Genomic DNA, 19,527 nt, shown 5'->3' on the forward strand with positions numbered 1-19,527 from the left:
CGATAGCGTGGTCCCGGCCGCTCTGCCACCACGGAAGGACACACCATGACCGACACCGTCCAGGTGCCCGGGATCCCGTTCGCGCTCACCCCGTCGGAGGGTTCCTCCTGGCAGGTCGCGCCCGGCGTCACCTCGCTCTCGGTGACCGCCGACCCGCACAGCGACATCTTCGTCGACCCGGGCGGGGAGAACGCGGTGAGCTCCCACACGCTGCTCAACGCGGTCACGCTGCTGGGCGAGCCTCCGGTGGGTGACTTTCGGCTGAGCGCTCGCGTCACCGTGGGCTTCGAGGCGACCTTCGACGCCGGCGTGCTGCTCCTGTGGTTCGACGAGAAGCACTGGGCCAAGCTCTGCTTCGAGTACTCGCCGGACCGCGAGCCGATGATCGTCTCTGTGGTCAACCGCGTGGTGGCCGACGACGCCAACGCGTTCGTCGTCGACGGCCGCACCGTGCACCTGCGGGTCTCCCGCGTCGACGACGTCTACGCCTACCATGCGTCCACCGACGGGGTCGCGTGGCGCCTCGTGCGGGCCTTCGCCCTCGACGCCGGTGGCCGGACGCCGACGATCGGCTTCGAGGCGCAGTCCCCCATGGGCGACGGCTGCCCGGTCACCTTCGAGGAGATCTCGTTCGTGAGCGCGCGTCTCGAGGATCTCCGCGACGGGTCCTGATCACGCGTCGCCTGCGGAGTCGGGAGAGAAGTCCCCATCGGCGGAGCAGGCCGCGAGCCCTCCCCGCGGGTACGTTCGAGTCGCCCGTCAGGATCGGCCGGCCATCCTCGGATGGCCGGCTCCATCGCAAGGAGACCCATGAAGATCGCTCGCACCGCCGCCACCGTCACGCTGACTGCAGGACTCATGCTGGCGCTGGGTGCGTGCTCGTCCGACGACTCGGACGACACCACGTCCTCCTCGGAGGATACGTCGACGACCCAGACGGACGACGACGCGAACGACGACGACGCCGGCTCGGACGACCCCGCATCGACGGACATCGCCTCGTCCTGTGAGGAGTTCAACACCCTCATGGACGACATCCGCGCGACGGACGCCGGTGACAGCGACGCCTTCGACGCCATCTACCTCCGCTCCGAGGACGCCGAGGAGGTGGCCCCGGCCGAGACCGAGGACCTCTTCGACGCCGTGTCGTTGCTCGCGCTCGACAAGTCGCTCGGCGACGAGTCGCAGGAGACCGCCGATGCGCTGCGGGACGCGACCTTCGCGGCGTCCGGTGCCTGCACGGCCGAGGGCGTGACGTTGACCCTCTGACGCGTCGGACGATCTCCGTGCGGTGGCACGAACGGTACATTGCCTACAGCGCAGCCTGAGACGGGTGCGGCTCCCGCGAGACCGGCCCCACCGCACGGAGACCCATGAACCGCGCCCGCACCGCACCAGCCATCGTGGCGACGTGCCTCGCCCTGTCCCTCGGGGCGTGCTCGTCCGACGACACCGGCAGCGCTCTCACGCAGCCGGTGCGGGACGTGACCGCAGCGCCGGCCGACACGTCGTTCGTCTCTGGCGGCGACCTCGCGGACGCTCGTGCCCGCGAGCTGCAGGAGCTCGCCGACGCGCGCGACCGCATGCTCGCCACCCCGCAGACCGTCGAGGTCGCCCCGTCGTGCGAGGAGTTCAACGCGGTCATGGCCGAGGCTCGAGGTGCCACGAGCGACGACTACGACGGCGCCGTCTACTCCGCCTACCTGCGCGCCATGGACGCGAAGCAGGTCGCCCCGGACGAGACCTTCCGGCTCTTCGACACGGCCTCCCGCCTCATGACCGAGCGGATGCTGGGCGACGCGTCCCAGGAGACGATCGAGGCCGTCGGCGACGCGGTGTCCGACGCGGACGCCGCGTGCGCGGCCGCGGGTGTCACGCTCGTGCCGTGACCGTCTCTGCCGTCGCGACCGGCTGCCGGAGGATCGTCTTGAGCCTCGCCGGGTCGGTGCGGCGCGCGTCGCTGAGGTAGACCTCGTGGTGGTCGCCCGCGAACGTCAGCCCGTGGGCGGGCATGTACTCCTCGTGCAGGCGGTGCAGCGTCGGCGCCTCGTCGTCGTAGGAGCCGACATGGAGGATCTGGATCGACTCGCCCTCGTCGAGGGTCATGAGGCGGACCCGACCCAGGGCCGGCAGGTCCTTGGTCGCCGCGACCCGCTCACGGACGGTGTCGACGAGCTCGGCCGTGATCCACGCAGGCTGCGCGATCATCGCCGTCCACTCCCACGCGCTCTTGTCACGCGTGACGAACGTGCTCATGTCCCCGGCCCGCCACAGCGCCTCGAGCGGGCCCACCACGTAGTCGCGGCCGAGCGTCTTCTTGCTCTCGAACTTCACCGCATAGGACAGGCCGAAGAGGCTCTCGATCGCCTCGGCGTAGGCGGGTGCCGTGTTCGGGTCACCGGCACCGTCGACCGCGAGGTACGCGATGGGCGGCACCTGGACGAGCCCGAAGTCCTTCGCCGAAGCCGAGTACACGGCCTTGAGGTCGCGCTTGATGTCGTACTTCGCCGTCGCGCCCGGCGCGCCCGCCTGGTCCTTCGTCGTCACCGGAATCGTCGCCCCTCGTCACGCCGGTACGCCCACACGGCGAGCGCCGCGAAGGCCGCGGTCCACGCCAGCAGCACGGGCCACGCAGCAGCGTAGACCTCCTCGCCGGTGAGCGCCCCGACGAGGAGGTCGCGGCCGGCGCGCGTCGGTGTCGCCTGCGAGATGGTCTGGAGCCAGTCCGGGAAGAGGAACGGTGGCATGAACAGCCCACCGGCGAACGCCAGCGGGAAGAGGATGACCTGGACCACCGGGAGCGCGGCCTTGGCGGTGAGCGAGTAGCCGATCCCCATCCCGAGGCACACGAAGGGGACGGACACGACGAGGGCGATGACGACACCGCTCACGAGCTGCCCGGTCGTGACCGCGGCCTCGGTGAAGAGCCAGCCGATGAGGATGAGCGGGACGACCCCGAAGAGCGAGAAGATCCCGCCGTTGAGGACGCGCGCGATCATCCGCGGCACCGGCCCGGCCGGTAGCGCGCGGAGGAACGGGTCGAACGGCAGGGCGCGGTCCTCGGCCACGCCGAGCCCGTAGGTGAAGAGGCTCGCGGAGCAGATGGCGAAGAGGCCGAGCGACGCGACCGACATCGTCGCGAAGACGGGGTCACCGGCGACCTCGCTCTGCGGGACGACGAAGAAGAACATCGCCAGCGCCGGGAACAGGAGGTTCCCGAGGACCGCGATCGGCACGCGGACCGTCTCGAGGAACTGGTACTTGAGGTGCAACCAGGTGAGCCGGGCGGCGCTCGGCGTGGTGCCGCGTCCTGACGGACGGGCGGGGCTGCTCAGTGTCGTGGTCATCGGAGTGCTCCCTTCGTGACGGGTGAGGTCGCGGTGGCAGGACCGGCTGCCGGACCTGCGGCCGGACCGGCTGTGCTCACGAGGCCCTCGGCGTCGACCATCTGCTCGAACGCCTCTTCCAACGTGGCGCCGCGCACCTCGAGGCCGCGGAACGCGAGGCCGGACGTGACGAGCTCGCGGACGAGCGCGTCGGCGTCGGCGGTGTAGAGCTCGTACCTGTCTCCCTCGACGGTGGAGCGGACCACACCGGGGAGCTCGTCGACTCCCCCGCGACCCACGGGCGGCGCAGGCGCGTGCAGCACGACGCGCCGCAGCCCCACCTGCTCGAGGATGTGCTCCATGGAGTCGTCGGCCTTGACGACACCGCGGTCGATGACGACGACTCGCTGCGCGAGGGCCTGGACCTCCTCGAGGTAGTGGCTCGTGAGGAGGACCGTGCCGCCCTCGGCGTGGTACTCCCGGATCGCGTTCCACAGGATCTGCCGGGCGGAGACGTCGAGACCGGTCGTGGGCTCGTCGAGCAGGATGATGCTCGGTCGTCCGACGAGCGCGAGGGCGACGGCGAGCCGGCGCTTCTGACCGCCGGACATGCCGCCCGTCTGGCGGCCCGCGAGGTCGGTGAGACCGAAGCGCGCGAGCAGGTCCGCTGTCGGGACCGGGTCCGGGTAGTGACCGCCGACGAAGTCGACGACCTCGCGCACCTTGAGGGTCGCGGGGAGCCCGGTCTCCTGCGGCGTGAGGCCGAGGGTCGCGCGGGCAGGCGCCTCGCGCGGGTCGAGACCGCACAGCCGGACCACACCCGAGTCGGGCTTGCGCTGCCCCGAGACGAGGGACAGCAGGGTGGACTTGCCGGCCCCGTTGGGACCGAGGAGGCCGACGAGCTCGCCGGCCCCGACCTCGAGCGAGACGTCGTCGAGCGCGACGACGTCGGAGAACCGGCGGGTCGCGCCGACGACGGAGACGATGCTCATGAGGATGCTCCTCTCAGGAGTGCTGCCAGGGACTCGGTGTACACCTCGAACGCTCGCCGTCCCTGCCGGGTGAGCTCGATGTAGGTGGCCGGCTTGCGGCCTTCGTGCGTCTTGGACTGGCTGACGTAGCCCGCGTCCTCGAGCTTGCGCAGGTGCGTGGACAGGTTGCCTGCCGTCATGTCGAGCAGCTGCTGGAGCCGGGGAAAGGCCATGCGGTCCCCCATCCCGAGCGCGGCCAGGGTGGCCACGACACGCAGACGGGCCTGGGCGTGGATGACGGGGTCGAGGTCGATCTCGCTCACGCGGCGCTCCGCCTCCGGTGCGCGGTGATGCGCAGGTGCTCGAGGAAGGCACCGGCGAAGAGCCCTCCGCCGCCGAGCACCGCCATGACGAGGTAGGTCCCGGGCAGGCCCGCGTAGAGCGAGATCGCGGCGACGAGGATGATCCACACCCCGAGCGCGTACTGCCTGATGTCCTGCCAGAACGCTCCGCTGGCCATGTAGAGCACGCCCACGATGAGGCAGGAGAGAGCGTTCGCGGCGAGGTAGACCACCTGGTGGCTCGCGCCGGCCTCGACGAACCCGCCCAGGACGATGCTCATCGCGACGAAGGCGATGCACCAGGTCCAGCCGTACATGACGCCGAAGCGTTTGGACGGACCCTGGACCCCGGTGGTGCACCGGAGCGTGTACACGATCGTCGTCGCCATGGCTCCGGCGATGCAGACGGAGAAGAGGATGAAGGACCAGGTGGCGGGGACGACGATGTCCTCGACCGCCCGGCCCCCGGGCAGCGCACCGTTCGACGTGAGGTAGAGGGCGAGGTAGCCCACGAGCCAGGCGGCGCCCCAGATGCCGAACATCAGTCGGGCGTCGGGGTCCGCGCTGTGGACCTTCGCCTGCTGGTCGGCGATGATCCGCAGGCTCTCGGCCGGGTCGAGGAGGGCGTCGCCGTCGAGGGTGTCGTCGTCGAGCGGTCCGCCGCTGTCGGGATCTGCGCGCCCGTCCCGCGGTCCGGGAGTCTCGTGCGTGCTCATGGTGGCCTCTCGTGCCGTGACGGTTTGCGGTGCAAAGTACTTTGCGAGTATTGCACGGGGGGCGACGTCACACAACCCTCCCCGGGGGACGCCCAGGGAGCGCGGCTAGGGTGGACGCCGTGAGAAACCACGTCGCGCGACTCCTTGCCCTGCTCCTCGCCATTTGCGGGATGGCCGTGATCACCACCGCCCCCGCGAGCGCGCACGACAGCATCATCAGCTCGGACCCGGCCGACGGCGCCGAGCTCGCCACGAGCCCCGCGCAGATCACCCTGACGTTCACCGACGAGATCCAGCCGGTCGGCGGGCAGGTGCTCCTCGTCGACTCCGCCGGCACGCAGGTGGCGGCCGGCGTCCCGACGGTCGACGGCGTCACGGCCGCCTTCGTGGTCCCCACGCTCGCCAACGGCCCCTATTCCGTGACGTGGCGGGTCGTGTCGTCCGACGGTCACCCGATCGACGGCACGTTCGGGTTCTCCGTCGCGGACCCGGGCGCCGTCGGTGTCGAGCCCGCCCCCGAGGTCACCGCGCTCGACGTGCCGGCCGAGCCGCCGACGGACGCCACCCCGCAGGCCACTGCGACGGACGAGCCGTCCCCCAGCAGCGACCCGACCGTGACCGCGGAGGACGGCGCTGCGGACGACGACGCCGCACCCCCCTGGCCCGGCATCATCATCGGCGGGCTCCTCGGGCTCGCCGCGGGGATCGGACTGCTGCAGTGGTCGAAGCGTCGCAAGAACACGGACCGAGACGACCGATAATCTCGCTGACCGGTGGTCGAATGAATTATCGGACGGAGATAATCAATTCACCGACCGACGGTCGGTGAATTCACTCCACCGATAATCTCCAATGATCCAGCCGCGCGAAATTCATCACCCTCCACAATTGCCTCTCCGGCGAAATTCCGGTGCTAGCCTGACGGACATTCTTCAGGGCGGAGAAGCAACGAGGCGCAGGGGGACGACGCATGCACGGCGTGCACACGCTGCTCCTCCTCGCGCTGTCGGCCCTGCTCACCCTGACGTCCGCAGGCTGCGCGCCACCGGAGCAGGGCGAGGAGCAGCCGCACCGACCACGCAGCTCCGTGCCGGTGAGCCGACCACACGTCACCGACGCGTTCCCCGAGGGCAGGGCGCAGAGCGCCGTGGAGTTCTGGCACCACAACCCCGACCTCGTGCCGCAGGTGCTCGACGCCTCGACGTTGCTGCTCGACGCCGCAGGCACCGGTGCGTCGTCGATCACCGTCCCTGAGGGACAGGCTCAGGGGTCGCTCGTCCTCGTGCTCACCTGCGAGCGGCCTGTCGCCTACAGCATCTCCCTCGTCGCCGAGGAGACGGCCGAGGCGCTGACGTCGACGGGCGGCGACTCGTGCGGGGGACCGGCGATCACCCTGTTCACGACTCCACCGCTCAATCTCGCGACCACCACCGCAGAGATCGAGGTCGAGGTACCGGACGACACCGCCTATTATCTGGCCGTGTACCGGACGGCGCGCGGCACCATTCCTCCGACGGACGACCCGCGACTTGCTCGGTCTCCCCACGACTCGGTCGGCACAGCTCCCCGATAACGCCCGGACAGGCCCTTCTCTATTCCTGCGCCTCGCCCGAGTCGGGAAGCACCCGACGCACCACGTCGGTGAGCGTCACGACGCCCTTGTACCGGCCGGCCTCCTCCACGACGGCCAGCTGGACGCTCTTCTCCCGCATCTGCCGCAAGAGCTCGTAGGCGGGGGTCGCCGCGTCCACGGCGAAGGTCGCCCGCCCGTAGGGAGCCGCCGGGGCGGCGCGGTCCGCGAGCAGGGTGTCCCGCACGTGCACCACCTCGGACATACGACCGGCGGCATCGGCTACGAGGATGCGCAGGCGCCCGGTCCGGAGCGCCGCCGCCTGCACGTCCCCGACGGTGGCGTCGGGCGTGACGGCGGTGGGGTCGAGGTCGGGGACCGTGACCTCGCCGACGGTGAGGGTCTGCAGCCCGATCACCTCGGTGATCTGGGTCCGCAGCCCGGGCTCGAGGACCCCCACCTGCGTGGAGTACTCGACGAGGTGCCGGATGGTGTCGGCATCCCGACCGCCGACGGCCGCGCTCTCGACCGGCTCGACTCCCACGCGGGTGACGAGCACGTTCGCGATGCGGTTGACCCAGGACAAGAAGGGCCGGAAGGGCCAGACGAACACGCGCGACGGGATGCCGATGATCGTCGCCGCACGCTCAGGGTGCGCGATCGCCCAGGACTTGGGTGCCATCTCGCCGATCACCAGGTGGAGGAAGGTGACGAACAGCAACGACAGCGCGAACGCCGAGCTCCCGGCGAGCCAGACGGGCACGCCCCACGACTCGAGCAGGGGGCCGAGCCACGCGTCCACCGCCGGCTTGGTGATGGCACCGAGCGCGAACGTGCAGACCGTGATGCCGAGCTGCGCCCCGGCGAGCATGACCGTCAGCTCGTTCATCCCCCGCAGCGCCGCCCGTGCGGACCGGCTCTGGGCGGCCTGCGTCTCCAGGCGGTGTCGTCGTGCCCCGAGCAGGGCGAACTCGATGACGACGAAGAACGCGCTCAGGACGATGAGGGCTGTGGTGACGAGGGTGACGGTCCAGGCGCTCATCGGTCGGCCTCCGTGTCAGCGGCGGTCGCGCGGTCCGGCGCCTCCTCGTGGAGGCGGACCCGGAGCTCGCTGGGCACGTGGCGCTCGAGCCGGGTCACCTCGACCTCGAGCGACCTGCGGGGGAGCACGTCCTCGACGAGGTCCGACCCGTCGACGAGCAGCTCGATCCACAGGGTGTCACCCACCTCGGGGAGCTGGCCGCTCTGGGCGATGAGGAGGCCGGCGAGCGTCTCGTAGTCACCGCGAGGCAGGTCGCGACCGATGGTCCGCTCCACCTCGTCGACATGCATGTCGCCGTCCATGACCCACACCCCGGCGGCGTCACGCTCGGCGCCCGCGAGCGCGCCCGGGTCGTGCTCGTCGGTGATCTCGCCGACGAGCTCCTCGGCCAGGTCCTCGATGGTCAGCACCCCGGTGAAGCCTCCGTACTCGTCGATCACGCACGCGAGCTCGTTGCGCGTCCGCGTGAGGTGACGGAGCGCGTCGGGCAGCGGCATGAGCGTGGGCACGACGAGGGGATGCCGCATGATCGCGGTCACGGGCCGCTGGTCGTCGGGCTCGGTGCCGAGGATCTCGGCGAGGTGGACGACGCCGACGGGTTCTTCGCGCTCACCGAGGACGGGGTACCGCGTGTGGGCGTGGGCCATGCGCACGCGCACCTCGGCGACCGTCGTGGTGGCTGACACGACGTCGACCTGGATGCGGGGGATCATCGCGTGCTCGACGTCCCGGTCCGGGAAGTCGAGGACGCGGTCCAGCAGGAGGGACAGGTCCTCGGGGAGGTCTCCGCTCGCCCGCGAGTCCTCGATGATGCTCTCGAGGTCCTTGGCCGTGGCGCTGCTGTCGACGTCGTGGACGGGCTCGACGCGGATCACGCGGAGCACGGCGTTCGACGACTTGTCGAACAGCGCGATGAGCCACCCGAAGACTGCGAGGTAGACGAGCGTCGAGCGTGCGAGCCCGCGCGCCAGGGGGTCGGGGTTGGCGATCGCGAGGTTCTTGGGAAAGAGCTCGCCGAAGATCATCTGCACGACCGTCGCGAGGACCAGCGCGGAGAGCGTGCCGATCGTGATGCCCACCGCGACCGAGACGCCTGCGGCGCCCAGCAGCTCGCCGAGCGCCTCGCCGACGAAGGGCTCGGCGACGAACCCGACCATGAGGCCGGTCACCGTGATGCCGAGCTGTGCACCGGACAGCATGAACGACGTCCGGCGCGTGACCTTGAGCGCGCGCTGGGCAGACACGTCGCCCTTCTCGGCCTGTGACCGGAGCGAGGCCCGGTCCACGGACATGTACGCGAACTCCTGGGCGACGAAGTACCCGTTCGCCGCGATGATGAGTGCGGTGAGGACGAGACCCGCCAGCAACAAGAGCAGTGCGGCGATCATCGGGTGATCACCGCACTGGGGTGCGCACCGGGGTGCGCAGCTGGGACAGACGACTCGTCCGGACGGCGGGTCCGGTTCGGGCTCGGATGATGACCAGGGTCGTCGGTTCGCGACCCCACGGTCTGGGTGGTGTGCACTGGGTGCTCAACGCCTCCGGGATAGGGAACGTCCCCAGCGTATCCGTCGGATGTCCATCCGGCAGGAGGAACGTCGGTCAGCTCTCGGCCTGCACCGACGCCGGCCTGCTCTCAGGCGGGCGGGAGCATGCCCTGCATGAGGGCGATCTCGGCCGTCTGGTCGGCGATGATCGACTCGGCGAGCGCAACCGCCTCCTCGTTGACGCCGCCGTCGATCTCCTCCTGGGCCATGACGATCGCGCCCTCGTGGTGGGCGACCATGAGCTCGAGGAACCGCTTGTCGAACTCCGGTCCGGTGAGGCCACCGAGCTCGAACATGGCTTCCTCGTGCGCGAGGCCGTCCATCTGCATGCCGGTGTGGTCCATACCGTTCTGCGACGCGCGCGTGGCGCTGTCCTCGCCCCAGGAGTCGAGCCACCAGGTCATCGTCTCGATCTCCGGGGTCTGCGCGTCGGCGATGGTCGTCGCGACGTCTCTGACCTCCTGGGACCCGGCGTTGGTCTCCGCGAGGCTGGCCATCTCGATGGCTCCTTCGTGGTGGACCGTCATGAGCTGCGCGAACGCTGTGTCCGCGTCCGAGTGGGTCGGGGCGGGGGCGTCGTGCGCGACCGCGGGTGTGGTCGTCGTCGCAGCCTGCGTCGGGTCCGGCGCGGGGTCGGCGCACGCTGCGAGCGCTCCGAGGAGCGCGAGCGAGACGGCGGCTGCGGTGATTCGGGTGGTCTTCATCGGGTGCTCCATCGTGGGGTCGCTGCGGGCGACGGGGACGGGATGTGTCCCTGCCCGCGTGCCGTCACGCTAACAACGGGCGCAACGGCGCCTGTGGGCCTTTGGTCGGAGCGCTATCATCGCTACATGACGATGACATCCCTTCGTGCGGCGAGCTCCACGTCGCCTTCCGAACCGTCGGTGCAGGTCCCGGCTGCGGGCCTCTTCCACGGGTTCAGCGATCCGTCCCGACTGACGATCCTCCAGCACCTGCTCCTCGGCGAGCACCGGGTCGTCGATCTCACCCGCCACCTCGGGCTGGCGCAGTCGACCGTCTCGAAGCACCTGGCATGCCTGCGCGACTGCGGCCTCGTGACCTCGCGCCCGGACGGTCGGTCGTCGATGTTCCGACTCACGCACCCCGAGGCGACGACGGACATGCTGGCAGCCGCCGAACGGCTCCTCGGCCTCACCGCGGGCACGGCGCCCGGCTGCGCGGAGGCGGCGTCGTGAGCGCGGGGCACGGTCACAGCCACTCGCACGGTACCGCGACCGGGCGCCACCGCCGGCGCCTCGTCATGGTCCTCGTCATCACCCTGAGCGTCGTCGGGATCCAGGTGGTCGGCGGCCTGCTCTCCGGCTCGCTCGCCCTCCTGGCCGACGCCGGCCACATGCTCACCGACGCCACGGGCGTCGCGATCGCGCTCGTCGCCACCGGGCTCGCCGCACGCCCGGCGGACAAGAGCCGGACGTTCGGTCTCCAGCGCGCAGAGATCCTCGCGGCTCTCGCCAACGCGCTGCTCCTCGGCGCCCTCGCGATGTGGGTCATCGTCGAAGCGGTCCAGCGGTGGGACGACCCGCCCGAGGTCGGGACGACCCTCATGCTCGTGACCGCCACCCTCGGCGCCCTCGCCAACCTCGTGAGCCTCCTCCTGCTGCGCCAGGGCGAGAAGGAGAGCCTCAACGTCCGTGGCGCCTACCTCGAGGTCCTCGGCGACCTCGTCGGCTCGGTCGCCGTCATCGTCGCGGGTGTCGTCATCGCGACCACCGGCTACGTCCGGGCCGACGTCATCGCGTCGCTCGCGATCGGGCTCTTCATCCTGCCCCGCGCCTGGTCGCTCCTGCGATCGGTCCTCGACGTGCTCCTCGAGGCGACGCCTCGCGACCTCGACCTGGACCTCGTGCGCGAGCACATCCGCGGCGTCCCCGGTGTCGTCGACGTCCACGACCTCCACGCCTGGACGATCACGAGCGGCGTCCCGGCCCTCTCCGCGCACGTCGTCGTCGACGACGAGTGCATCGCGCACGGCCGGTCCGGTCTCGTGCTCGACGCCCTCTCCGAGTGCTTGTCGACCGACTTCTCGATCGGCCACTGCACCTTCCAGCTCGAGCCCGCCGAGCACCGCAGCCACGAGCTCGTCCAGCACGCCTGAGACCGGCGGTGCTATAACCGACCTCATGGCTCCCGACCCGTCGACGACCCCCACGACGCTCAGCCCGCCAGGACTCGACGACCGTGCCGCGCGACGCCGCATCGGCATCGAGATCTGGATCGTCCTCGGACTCAGCCTCGGCCAGGCCGGCGTCTACGCGGTGACGAACATCGTCGCGCGACTCACCTCGAGCATCCCGCTCCGGGAGCAGTCGGCCGCGATCAACACGTCGCAGTCGGCTCGCCCCTACCTCGACCTCACGTACCAGCTGCTGTCGATCGGCTTCGTGCTCGTGCCCGTGGCGCTCGCGCTCTACCTGCTCTCGGCACGCGGTCCCGGGACGCTGGCGCGCATCGGTCTCGACCGCGCGAGCCCGCTGCGCGACCTCGGCTACGGCGTCGCGCTCGCGGCAGCCATCGGCATCCCCGGCCTGGGGCTCTACGCGGGCGGCCGCGCCCTGGGGATCACGGTCGACGTCCAGGCCGCGATGCTCGACCCGCACTGGTGGGCGATACCGGTCCTCGTGCTCGCCGCACTGAAGAACGGTCTGCTCGAGGAGGTCATCGCCGTCGCCTACCTCACCGAAAGGCTCGAGGACCTGCGGTGGACGCGCGTGAAGATCATCGTCGCGAGCGCGCTGCTCCGCGGGTCGTACCACCTCTACCAGGGCATCGGGCCGTTCATCGGCAACGTCGTCATGGGGGTCGTGTTCACCTGGTTCTACACGTCACGCTGGGGGCGGGGACGCGTCATGCCGCTCGTCGTGGCGCACACGATCCTCGACATCGTGGCCTTCGTCGGCTACGCGCTCCTTCCCGAGGCGTGGCTGCGCACCCTGGGCGTCGGCTGAACCGACTGCCGGGGCCTGCGGGGCGGACGGGGCGTGGTGCACGTCGTCCGGGTCGTCGAGGACGATGATCCCGCCGGTGACACGCTGCGCCTCCTCCCGGACAGCCTGCTTGTCGTCCCGGACCGCCTGCTTGTCCTCGGCCCGGGCGTCGGCCACGCGCGTCGCCTCGGCACGCCGCTCGACGATCGCGTCGAGCACCGGGCTGTCCCCCTCGAGCGCCTTGTCGATGTACTGCGCCACCGACCGCACGGAGAACGCGGACACCACGTGGATCGCTCCGGACGCGAACGCGTAGATGCCGAAGACCGTCACGGTGACGCTCAGCACGCCGCCGGCCGTCTGCGGCTTGGTGATGAGCAGCAGCCCGAAGAGCGTGGACAGCAGACCCACGGTGAGGAGCCACGGCCACGCCAGGTCACGGTTGCGCAGGAGGGCCGCCGCACCGATGATCGCCGCGATCCCGAGGACGAGGGCCCACACGACGAGGAGATAGAAGAGCGCGAGCGCCGTCACGCCCGGCCACACGACGATGGTCACCGCGAACGCCACGTCGATCACGCCCTGGACGAGCCACCACCGCCAGCCCTGCTGGTCCCTGTTCGCGAGCCCCTGGAGGGCCGCGACCACCCCGTCGACGAGGAGGAACACCGCGAAGACGACGACGAGGGTCCGGAGCACCTCGAGCGGCTCGATCATGAGGAGCAGGCCCAGCGCGATGAGCGCCAGACCGCGCAGCAGCGGGATCCACCAGACCTTGCGCAGCGCACCGGTGACGGTCGCTGCGGGCGGGTGCGCGTTCGTGGCGGTGGGCGAGGTGGACGACCTGCGTGGCATGGCTGCCCCTTCTTGTCGGTCCGTTCATCGTATGTCCGTGGCTGCGGCCCGTCCCGGTGAGACGTCATCGACATGTGACCGACGTGTCCCGATAACACCGCGGCGTCTGGCAGGTCGGCCCATAGACTCGCAAGCATGTCGACCACCGAGCGCCCGGAGCCGGTGGTGCACGATGTCGGCACCTACCACGTGCCCGATGCGCCGCTCGGGATCCGTCCCTCCGCCCGTCCTGGCCTGCTGCACCGACCGGATGCCGACGAGCGCAGACCGGTCGTCGTGGTGGACACCCCGCTCGAGCGCGTCCGCCAGCCCCGCGACCTCCTCGCGATCATCCTCACGGCGCTCGGTGCCGTCCTCGTCCTCGTGCTCGCCGTCTACGGCCACGGCACCACCGAGGGCGTTCAGGCAGACGTCCAGAGCTTCTCCTCCGTCCTCGCCAGCGTCTTCTTCCTGCCGGTCGTCGCCGTGCTTGAGGGGCTCGTCACTCTCGTCGTCCCGCTCGCCGTCCTCGCGGAGATCGCGATCCGCAAGCTCGGACGCCAGGTCGTCGAGTGCATCGCCGCGCTCGTCCTCGGTCTCGCCCTCTCCGCGCTGGTCACGTGGAGCCTCATGACATGGGGCTCCGACGACCTCCTCCAGGGGATGTCCGTCCCCCTGCGCGGTGTCTCCACACTGACGATCCCCGGTTACGTCGCCGGCGTCACCGGGCTGCTCACCGCCGCCGGTCGGGCCCGACGACGCACGGTGACGTTCTCCTGGAACCTCCTGTGGATCTCGCTCGCGATCGTCCTCGTCATCGGCCAGGTCTCCCTCGCCGGCGTCCTCCTGACGCTCCTCCTCGGTCGCCTCGCCGGGCTGGCCGTCCGCTACGTCGCCGGAGTCCGCAGCGAGCGCGCCTACGGCGACGACCTCGTCGAGGGCGTCCGCCGCGCCGGGTTCCGACCCGTGTCGCTCGTGCGCGTCCGCGACGTCGCCGACGAGGTCCTCGTCCACGGCGGGCACCTCGCCGAGGCCGACGCGGACGCCTCCGCCCTCGCGATCGCCCGCTACTCCGACAGCCGCGTCTACGCACTCACGCAGGAAGAGGGCCCGCGCCTCGACGTCGTCGTCCTCGACGGCGACCGCCAGGTCATCGGCTTCCTCACCCGCGCATGGCGCTCCCTACGGCTGCGCGGGCTCGACGGCCGCTCGGCCATCTCCCTGCGCGCCGTCGCCGAGCGCGCCGCACTGCTCGCCTACGCAGCCCAGGCGGCCGGCGTCCGGTCCCCCAAGCTCGAGGGCATCGCCGAGGTGGACGACTCGATGCTCCTCGTCCAGGAGCACGCCGTCGGCACCGTCCCCCTGCGCGAGCTGTCCACCGAGCGCATCACGGACGACCTCCTGCGCGACGCGTGGCGCCAACTCGACATCGCGCACTCCGCCGGCCTCGCCCACCGCGCCCTGACGTCCGACGTCGTGCTCGTCGGCACCGGCCCCGGCGGCGAGCCGCAGGTCTGGCTCACCGGGTGGGAGTCCGGGGACGTTGCCTCGTCCGTACTCGCCCGGCGCATGGACCTCACGCAGATGATCGCGATCCTCGCGCTCCGCGTCGGCGCCAGCAGGGCCATGGCCTCCGCCGTCGCGGTCCTCGACGAGGAGGACATCGCCGGCATGGGACCGCTCATGCAGAGCGTCGCCCTGCCCGCGAGCACCCGCGAAGAGCTCCGGGCGCAGCGGGAGCTCCTCCCCGGCCTGCGCAGCGCCCTCGTCGAACGCCTCCCGCAGGCCGACGTCGAGCCCGTCCAGCTCGTGCGCTTCGGCGCCCGGACGATCCTCACGCTCGCCATCACGATCATCGCCGTCTCCGTGGTGGTCACGACCATCAACTTCGAGCAGATCGAGGCCGCGGTCGTCGACGCAGAGCCGTGGTGGGCCATCGTCGCCTTCGCCCTCGGGCTCCTCACCTGGTTCGGCGGCGCCGTGACCTTCGTGGCCTTCTCCCCCGTCAGGCTGCCGCTCCTGCGGGCGACGCTCGTCCAGGCGGCCGCCTCCTTCGTCGCGCTCGCCGCCCCCGCCGGGATCGGGCCCGCAGCACTCAACCTGAGGATGCTCACACGACGTGGGGTGAGCACGTCCCTCGCCGTCGCGACGGTCGCCCTCGTCCAGGCGTCCCAGTTCGTCGTGACGATCCTCCTCCTCGTGCTCCTCTCCGTCCTCACCCGCGACGGCGGCGCGTTGCGGAGCCTGCCGTCGACCACCGTCCTCGCCGCGATCATCAGCGTCGCCGCCGTCGCCGCCGTCGCGTTCCTCGTGCCGGCCGCGCGGCGGTGGCTTCGCACGAAGCTCCAGCCGATGTTCCAGCAGCTGTGGCCACGGCTCTCCGAGATGCTCGGGCAGCCCGGACGCATCGCCCTCGGCGTCCTCGGCAACACCGTCATGACCCTCGGCTACGTCTTCGCGTTCGACGCGTCGCTCGCCGCGTTCGGCCGCGAGGTCTCCCTCATCGACGTCGCGGTCGTGTTCCTCGTCGGCAACACGGTCGGATCGCTCGCGCCGACGCCCGGCGGCCTCGGTGCCATCGAGCTCGCGCTCGTCACCGGCCTCACGACGACCGCGAGCATCCCCGCACCGATCGCCACCTCGGCGGTCGTCCTCTTCCGCGTCGTGACGTACTGGTTGCGCATCCCTCTCGGGTGGGTCGCCATGCGCTACCTCCAGAAGCGCGGCGACCTCTAGCTGCGCGCACCCGCTGCGGCCCGGGCTCCGACGGACGAGGACGTCTCGCCCGCACAAGGCGAGACGTCCTCGTTCCGTGCGGGCCTCCGTCAGGCACCAGTGGGTCGCACCGGCGGTCCCCCCAGGACCCGCACCGGGACTTCACCCGGCAGTGACGAACCATAACGTGCGCCCCGGCCCGACGCGACAGGCATGCCCACCGGTCAGGAGACGTTCACGCGCGACTCGCCGGACCGACATCGCCCGGACGCCGGAGACCGCCGCGACCTTTGAGATGATCACCCCATGAGCGCACACGCCCACAGCCACGGGCCCGCCCCCCGGGCATCACGACGCGTCCGCGTCATCCTCGCGTCGCTCCTCCTCCCGGCGCTCCTCGCCACGGTCCTCGGTCTCGTCGTCCTCTGGCCGCACGACGCCCCCGGCCAGGTCATCGACCCGACCGCCGACACCGCCGGGCTCCTCTTCGGGACCGTCACCGGTCCGGCGATCGAGAACAACCTCGTGCCGGTGACGCTCCACGACACCGGCGAGGACGTGTTCGTCCAGGTGCCTCCGGAGTACGTCGAGGCGGGCGTCGAGATCGGCGACCAGTACAAGATCCTCAACATCCCCGAGGCGATCCTCTCCGGGAGCCAGTACCAGTTCCTCGACTTCAAGCGCGACGTCCCCATCGGCATCCTCGCGCTCGCCTACGCGCTCGTGGTCCTCCTCGTGGCACGATGGCGCGGCCTCGCCGCGATGGCCGGGCTCATCGTCGCGTTCGTCGTCATCGTGAAGTTCACGCTCCCGGCGCTGCTCGCGGGCGAGAGCGTCGTCGGCGTCGCCCTCGTGACGTCCGCGAGCGTCATGTTCGTCGTCCTCTACCTCGCGCACGGGTTCAGCGCGCGCACCTCCGCCGCGCTCCTCGGCACGTTCCTCGGACTCGTCATCACCACGGTGCTCGCCGCGTGGGCCGTCGACGCGACCAAGGTCTCCGGGCTCATGGACGAGAACCTGCGCTTCCTGCCCGCCTACGCGCCGAACATCGACATCACCGGCATCGCCCTGTGCGGGATCGTCCTCGCCGGCCTCGGAGTCCTCAACGACGTGACGATCACCCAGGCGTCCGCCGTCTGGGAGCTGCGGACCGTCAGCCCGCACATGGGCCGCCTGGAGCTCTTCCGCCGCGGCATGCGGATCGGCCGCGACCACATCGCGTCCACCGTCTACACGGTCGCGTTCGCCTACCTCGGCGCGGCGCTGCCGATGCTCCTCATGATCAGCCTCGTGCGCACCAGCCTCGGCCAGACCCTCACGTCGGGCGAGATCGCCCAGGAGGTGGTGCGCACCCTCGTCGGGTCCATCGGCCTCGTGCTCGCCATCCCCGCGACGACCGCCATCGCAGCCCTCGCCGTCGGCGGCGCCGGGGTCCTCACGCCGGTCCCCGAGAAGGAGCCGGCGGACGACGACGAGCACGAGCGGGAGCACGAGGTCGAGAAGACTCACGTTCCCGCGCCCGAGCTCGAGCCGTCGCCCGAGAACGCTGCGTCGCACCGTGTCGCGTCGGACCCTGTCACGTCGGGCCACGCCGCGCCGAGCCATCTCGCACCGAGCGGCGACGCACCGAGCCGTCCCGCGGTCAGCACCGACACCCGGAGCGCACGACGGGCGCGGATCGAGGCCAGTGCCTCGATCCGCGCCCGTCGACGTGGTGACGGCTAGCGAGCAGCCGTCGGGTGGATCACTTGGTGGAGACAGCCTTCTTGAGCAGGCTGCCGGCGCTGATCTTCACGCCGAAGCCGGCGGGGATCGAGATCTCCTCGCCCGTGCGGGGGTTGCGGCCCGTGCGAGCTGCACGCTCGACGCGCTCGACGGAGAGCAGACCGGTGACCTTGACGGCCTCGCCCGCGCTCAGCGACTCGACGAGGACTTCCTGCAGAGCGGAGAGTGCAGCGTCAGCGTCAGTCTTGGTGAGGCCGGACTTGCCAGCGATTGCCGAGACGAGGTCAGTGCGGTTCAGCGACATGCGGATCCCTTCTTCGGTCCGACCGACAGCGAGCGCTGAGCGGAGCCGGACGTACCTTGCCAGCCATTCGGCCGGTCTTCGTGGACAACACTAGGTAATCCTGGGCGCTCGCGACGCCATTTCAGCGCTGTGAGTTTCTCTCAGCGCTGAAATCGGTGAAAGTTCGGCGCTGTCGAGGCGCCACGTGGGCGTTTTGTGCCGATTCGGCGTGCTGCCGTCGCTCTGACCGGCGCGGGCGCTCGGTGCGCCGCGATCGTGGAGACTGGTGGCATGCCGACCTCCCAGGACTCTCTCGAGCGCCTCCTCGCACACCTCGGCCGCTACCCCGGCGAAGAGGGGGCGGGCCGTCAGGGCGTCGACGGCGTCGACCGGCTCCTGCTCCGCGAGGCCTCGGACGCCCTCTCTCCCGACGTCCACGGGCTGTCTCCCACGGCGGGTGCCCGGCGCGTCGTCGTGGTGGACGACGAGTTCGGCGCCCTCACTCTCGGCGCGGTCTCCCTCGGCGCGGGCCACGTGCGGGTGCACCAGGACACGCTGACGTCGGAGCGCGCGCTCGCGACGAACGCCGAGCGCCTCGGCATGATCGACTGCTACACGCAGGTCGACGCGAGCTCCGTGACGTCGGCGTTCGGTGCCGAGCTGCTCGGCGGTGCCGACGTCGTCCTCCTGCGCCTGCCGAAGAGCCTCGACGCGCTCGACGAGATCGCCCAGGCGGTCGCGCGGCACGCCGCGCCCGGTGTGGTCCTCTACGCCGGCGGCCGGGTCAAGCACATGACGCGCGGGATGAACGACGTGCTCGCGCGCTCGTTCGGTGACGTCCGGGCGAGCCTCGGCGCGTTCAGGTCGAGGGTGCTCGTCGCCCGCGCGCCGCGCCCGGTCGACTCGCCGTCCTTCCCGCGGACAGCACCGCTCGACGAGCTCGGGCTGACGGTCGTGGCGCACGGCGGCGTGTTCGCGGGGACCCGCCTCGACCTCGGCACACGGTTCCTCCTCACCTTCCTGCCGCGGATGGCACCCGGTGCGCGCGCGGCCGTGGACGCCGGGTGCGGCAGCGGCATCCTCTCGACGCTGCTCGCCCGCGAGCGCCCGGACCTGCGCGTCGTGGCGACGGACCAGTCCGCCGCGGCCGTCTGGTCCGCCGGCGCGACGGCGGCAGCCAACGGGGTGAGCGAGCGCGTCACGGCACTCCGGGACGATGCGCTGGGCTCGCTGCCGGACGCGAGCGCCGACCTCGTCGTGTGCAACCCGCCGTTCCACGCGGGCACGGCCCTGCACACGGACACCGCTCAGCGCATGTTCGACGCGGCGGGCCGTGTCCTGCGCCCGGGCGGGGAGATGTGGACGGTGTACAACTCGCACCTGACGTACAAGCGGGACCTGGCCCGCGCCGTCGGACCGACGACGATGATGGGCCAGGACCCGAAGTTCACGGTGACGCGCTCCAGACGTCCCTGACGGAGCACGCCACCGGGCTGGTGGGACGGTTCCCGC

20 protein-coding genes and 1 pseudogene are annotated in these 19,527 nt (G+C 71.1%); 11 read left to right on the plus strand and 10 right to left on the minus strand.

Annotated features, from left to right (window positions below):
* Nucleotides 1-45: 45 nt before the first annotated feature.
* From ABKW26_RS01030 to ABKW26_RS01040, 3 genes are all read left to right on the plus strand, one after another.
* Nucleotides 46-672, plus strand: coding sequence for a DUF1349 domain-containing protein (locus ABKW26_RS01030; protein WP_348590541.1), 627 nt, complete (start codon nucleotides 46-48; stop codon nucleotides 670-672).
* A 138-nt stretch (nucleotides 673-810) separates the two neighbouring features.
* On the plus strand, nucleotides 811-1,269 hold the full coding sequence (locus ABKW26_RS01035; RefSeq protein WP_348590542.1) for a hypothetical protein: 459 nt from the start codon (nucleotides 811-813) through the stop codon (nucleotides 1,267-1,269).
* Nucleotides 1,270-1,373: 104 nt separating this feature from the next.
* Nucleotides 1,374-1,889, plus strand: coding sequence for a hypothetical protein (locus tag ABKW26_RS01040; RefSeq protein ID WP_348590543.1), 516 nt, complete (start codon nucleotides 1,374-1,376; stop codon nucleotides 1,887-1,889).
* Here ABKW26_RS01040 and ABKW26_RS01045 read toward each other — a convergent pair.
* From ABKW26_RS01045 to ABKW26_RS01065, 5 genes are read right to left on the minus strand one after another with little or no spacing between them, the layout of a single operon-like run.
* A complete protein-coding gene (locus ABKW26_RS01045) occupies nucleotides 1,873-2,547 on the minus strand; it encodes a GyrI-like domain-containing protein (RefSeq protein WP_348590544.1) in 675 nt (224 codons plus the stop codon). The two genes, ABKW26_RS01040 and ABKW26_RS01045, sit on opposite strands and share 17 nt — an antisense overlap.
* Entirely contained in the window at nucleotides 2,544-3,347 is an 804-nt protein-coding gene (locus ABKW26_RS01050) for an ABC transporter permease (RefSeq protein ID WP_348590545.1), read from the minus strand. The genes ABKW26_RS01045 and ABKW26_RS01050 overlap by 4 nt, the downstream gene beginning before the upstream one ends.
* Nucleotides 3,344-4,318: an ABC transporter ATP-binding protein gene (locus ABKW26_RS01055; protein WP_348590546.1), complete on the minus strand. Its 975-nt coding sequence runs from the start codon at nucleotides 4,316-4,318 to the stop codon at nucleotides 3,344-3,346. The genes ABKW26_RS01050 and ABKW26_RS01055 overlap by 4 nt, the downstream gene beginning before the upstream one ends.
* Nucleotides 4,315-4,620 carry a transcriptional regulator gene (locus tag ABKW26_RS01060; RefSeq protein ID WP_348590547.1) on the minus strand — a complete coding sequence of 102 codons (306 nt, stop codon included), beginning with the start codon at nucleotides 4,618-4,620 and terminating at the stop codon, nucleotides 4,315-4,317. The genes ABKW26_RS01055 and ABKW26_RS01060 overlap by 4 nt, the downstream gene beginning before the upstream one ends.
* On the minus strand, nucleotides 4,617-5,354 hold the full coding sequence (locus tag ABKW26_RS01065; RefSeq protein ID WP_348590548.1) for a hypothetical protein: 738 nt from the start codon (nucleotides 5,352-5,354) through the stop codon (nucleotides 4,617-4,619). The genes ABKW26_RS01060 and ABKW26_RS01065 overlap by 4 nt, the downstream gene beginning before the upstream one ends.
* A gap of 119 nt (nucleotides 5,355-5,473) precedes the next feature.
* Between ABKW26_RS01065 and ABKW26_RS01070 the strand changes: the two genes are divergently transcribed.
* Together ABKW26_RS01070 and ABKW26_RS01075 are read left to right on the plus strand one after the other, a co-directional pair.
* On the plus strand, nucleotides 5,474-6,115 hold the full coding sequence (locus ABKW26_RS01070) for a copper resistance CopC family protein (RefSeq protein ID WP_348590549.1): 642 nt from the start codon (nucleotides 5,474-5,476) through the stop codon (nucleotides 6,113-6,115).
* Nucleotides 6,116-6,324: 209 nt separating this feature from the next.
* A complete protein-coding gene (locus ABKW26_RS01075; protein WP_348590550.1) occupies nucleotides 6,325-6,927 on the plus strand; it encodes a hypothetical protein in 603 nt (200 codons plus the stop codon).
* Between the two features lie 19 nt (nucleotides 6,928-6,946).
* Here the strand turns inward: ABKW26_RS01075 and ABKW26_RS01080 are convergent, their stop codons facing one another.
* The 3 genes from ABKW26_RS01080 to ABKW26_RS01090 all read right to left on the minus strand — a co-directional run bounded on the left by ABKW26_RS01080 (nucleotide 6,947) and on the right by ABKW26_RS01090 (nucleotide 10,217).
* Entirely contained in the window at nucleotides 6,947-7,966 is a 1,020-nt protein-coding gene (locus tag ABKW26_RS01080) for a CNNM domain-containing protein (RefSeq protein WP_348590551.1), read from the minus strand.
* Complete coding sequence (locus ABKW26_RS01085; RefSeq protein WP_348590553.1) at nucleotides 7,963-9,354, minus strand: hemolysin family protein; 1,392 nt, start codon at nucleotides 9,352-9,354, stop codon at nucleotides 7,963-7,965. Before ABKW26_RS01085 ends, ABKW26_RS01080 begins: the two co-directional genes overlap by 4 nt.
* Nucleotides 9,355-9,602: 248 nt before the next feature.
* Entirely contained in the window at nucleotides 9,603-10,217 is a 615-nt protein-coding gene (locus ABKW26_RS01090; RefSeq protein ID WP_348590554.1) for a DUF305 domain-containing protein, read from the minus strand.
* Between the two features lie 132 nt (nucleotides 10,218-10,349).
* Between ABKW26_RS01090 and ABKW26_RS01095 the strand changes: the two genes are divergently transcribed.
* The 3 genes from ABKW26_RS01095 to ABKW26_RS01105 are packed head-to-tail and all read left to right on the plus strand — an operon-like array spanning nucleotide 10,350 to nucleotide 12,479.
* Entirely contained in the window at nucleotides 10,350-10,709 is a 360-nt protein-coding gene (locus ABKW26_RS01095; protein WP_348590626.1) for a metalloregulator ArsR/SmtB family transcription factor, read from the plus strand.
* On the plus strand, nucleotides 10,706-11,629 hold the full coding sequence (locus ABKW26_RS01100) for a cation diffusion facilitator family transporter (RefSeq protein WP_348590555.1): 924 nt from the start codon (nucleotides 10,706-10,708) through the stop codon (nucleotides 11,627-11,629). Before ABKW26_RS01095 ends, ABKW26_RS01100 begins: the two co-directional genes overlap by 4 nt.
* Before the next feature lie 25 nt (nucleotides 11,630-11,654).
* Complete coding sequence (locus tag ABKW26_RS01105) at nucleotides 11,655-12,479, plus strand: CPBP family intramembrane glutamic endopeptidase (protein WP_348590556.1); 825 nt, start codon at nucleotides 11,655-11,657, stop codon at nucleotides 12,477-12,479.
* A gap of 360 nt (nucleotides 12,480-12,839) precedes the next feature.
* On the opposite strand, the pseudogene ABKW26_RS01110 reads toward ABKW26_RS01105, so the two are convergent.
* Nucleotides 12,840-13,313, minus strand: a pseudogene (locus ABKW26_RS01110) (DUF308 domain-containing protein); the annotation flags it as partial.
* A gap of 135 nt (nucleotides 13,314-13,448) precedes the next feature.
* Between ABKW26_RS01110 and ABKW26_RS01115 the strand changes: the two are divergent.
* Together ABKW26_RS01115 and ABKW26_RS01120 are read left to right on the plus strand one after the other, a co-directional pair.
* On the plus strand, nucleotides 13,449-16,028 hold the full coding sequence (locus tag ABKW26_RS01115; RefSeq protein WP_348590557.1) for a lysylphosphatidylglycerol synthase transmembrane domain-containing protein: 2,580 nt from the start codon (nucleotides 13,449-13,451) through the stop codon (nucleotides 16,026-16,028).
* Nucleotides 16,029-16,313: 285 nt separating this feature from the next.
* Nucleotides 16,314-17,732, plus strand: coding sequence for a YibE/F family protein (locus ABKW26_RS01120; protein WP_348590558.1), 1,419 nt, complete (start codon nucleotides 16,314-16,316; stop codon nucleotides 17,730-17,732).
* 19 nt (nucleotides 17,733-17,751) lie between these two features.
* On the opposite strand, the gene ABKW26_RS01125 is transcribed toward ABKW26_RS01120, so the two are convergent.
* Complete coding sequence (locus ABKW26_RS01125) at nucleotides 17,752-18,036, minus strand: HU family DNA-binding protein (RefSeq protein ID WP_012868583.1); 285 nt, start codon at nucleotides 18,034-18,036, stop codon at nucleotides 17,752-17,754.
* A 270-nt stretch (nucleotides 18,037-18,306) separates the two neighbouring features.
* On the opposite strand from ABKW26_RS01125, the gene ABKW26_RS01130 reads away from it, so the two are divergent.
* Complete coding sequence (locus ABKW26_RS01130) at nucleotides 18,307-19,491, plus strand: methyltransferase (protein ID WP_348590559.1); 1,185 nt, start codon at nucleotides 18,307-18,309, stop codon at nucleotides 19,489-19,491.
* Nucleotides 19,492-19,527: the final 36 nt, after the last annotated feature.

The sequence above is a fragment of the Sanguibacter sp. 25GB23B1 genome, assembly GCF_040012415.1.
GTDB lineage: Bacteria > Actinomycetota > Actinomycetes > Actinomycetales > Cellulomonadaceae > Sanguibacter.